The 1,453-nt window shown below is 66.4% G+C and carries 2 protein-coding genes; both read left to right on the top strand.

Annotated elements, in window-relative coordinates:
• Positions 1–88 precede the first annotated feature (88 nt).
• Positions 89–895 (top strand): IS701 family transposase, encoded by an 807-nt coding sequence (locus DFR74_RS37540; RefSeq protein WP_233444475.1) that lies wholly within the window; start codon positions 89–91, stop codon positions 893–895.
• Positions 810–1,427, top strand: a complete 618-nt coding sequence (locus DFR74_RS37535) for a hypothetical protein (protein WP_084538275.1) — start codon at positions 810–812, stop codon at positions 1,425–1,427. The genes DFR74_RS37540 and DFR74_RS37535 overlap by 86 nt, the downstream gene beginning before the upstream one ends.
• The last annotated feature ends 26 nt before the right edge of the window (positions 1,428–1,453 follow it).

Here is a 1,453-nt window from a genome sequence, read left to right as displayed (position 1 = left end):
CTAGTACTCCAGCCGGACTTTGTGATCGATGATGCTGCTGGTCAGCGGGCTGGACGTGGAGTGGCCACCGCGTGATCATGTTGTGTTTGTGTGTGACACAACTGAATTGGCGGTGGCCGCGGCTGCCATCGTAGACCCTGACCGGTGGCAGCGGGAGTTCGGGGAGTTGACCGGACGCGTCGGTGCCCGGTTCGCGCGGGTGGAAACCCGCCGGACCGGTGCGAAGATGCTGGCGGGGATGATGTCGGAGTTGCCGAACAAGAACTGCTGGACGCTGGCCGAACACGCCGGCGACACGAGCCCGGACGCGATGCAGCATCTGTTGGCGGCAGCAGTGGTCGACGAGGACGGTTTGCGAGATGACCTGCGCGACTACGTGTTCGAGCATCTCGGCGGTGCCGGGGCGATCCTGGTGGTCGACGAGAGTGGTGACCTGAAGAAGGGCACCAAGACCGTCGGCGTGCAACGCCAATACACCGGCACCGCCGGACGTATCGAGAATTCGCAGGTCGCGGTGTATCTCGGTTATGCCACCGAGGCAGGGCACGCGTTCGTCGACACCGAGTTGTATCTGCCGAAATCCTGGACCGCCGACCGCGGCCGCTGCGCGCAAGCCGGTATCCCCGCCGACGTGGACTTCGCCACCAAACCCGCCCTGGCGAAGAAGATGATCGTGCGCGCTCTCGACGGCGGCATCACCGCGAGCTGGGTCACCGGCGACGAGGTCTACGGTGCCGACCCGGGGTTGCGGCGTGAACTGGAAACCCGCGGCATCGGATACGGCCCTGGCGATCGCCTGCGATCGGCGGGTGCAGATCGCGACCGGCCGCATCCGTGCCGACCGGCTGGCCGCGCAAGTGCCCAGCCGAGGCTGGCAGCCGCATTCGGCCGGTGACGGCGCGAAAGGCCCACGCCTCTACGACTGGGCGTGGATCGGTATCGACCCCGACACCGGCGACGCCCCGCCAGGACACCGGTGGCTGCTGATCCGCCGCCACCGCAGCAGCGGTGAACTGGCTTATTACCGCTGCTACGCCCCCGGACCCGTCCCGTTGTCCGTCCTCGTCGCCGTGGCCGGGCGCCGATGGTCGATCGAGGAGAATTTCCAGACCGGCAAAGGCTTGTGCGGGATGGACCAGCATCAGGTCCGTCGTTGGCGATCATGGCGACGCTGGACGATCCTGGCGATGCTCGCCCACGCCTTTCTGTCCGTTCTCGCCGCCGCCGAACGCAAGGCCACCGACACTCGACAACTCACCGACCTGATCCCCTTGACCCGCAACGAGATTCGACACCTACTCGCCGTCCTGGTTGTCAGCCCCGCCCGAAACCTCCGGCACCGACTGGCCTGGTCCACATGGCGACGCCGACACCAGCATCGCGCCCGCACCAGCCACTACCAGCGACGATCCCACCTCACACCATGATCACGAAGTCCGGCTGGAGTACTAGA

The sequence above is a fragment of the Nocardia puris genome (genome assembly GCF_003315035.1).
GTDB lineage: Bacteria > Actinomycetota > Actinomycetes > Mycobacteriales > Mycobacteriaceae > Nocardia > Nocardia puris.
Note: the sequence above shows the minus strand (reverse complement) of the source record. Positions and strands in the feature narration are given on the sequence as shown.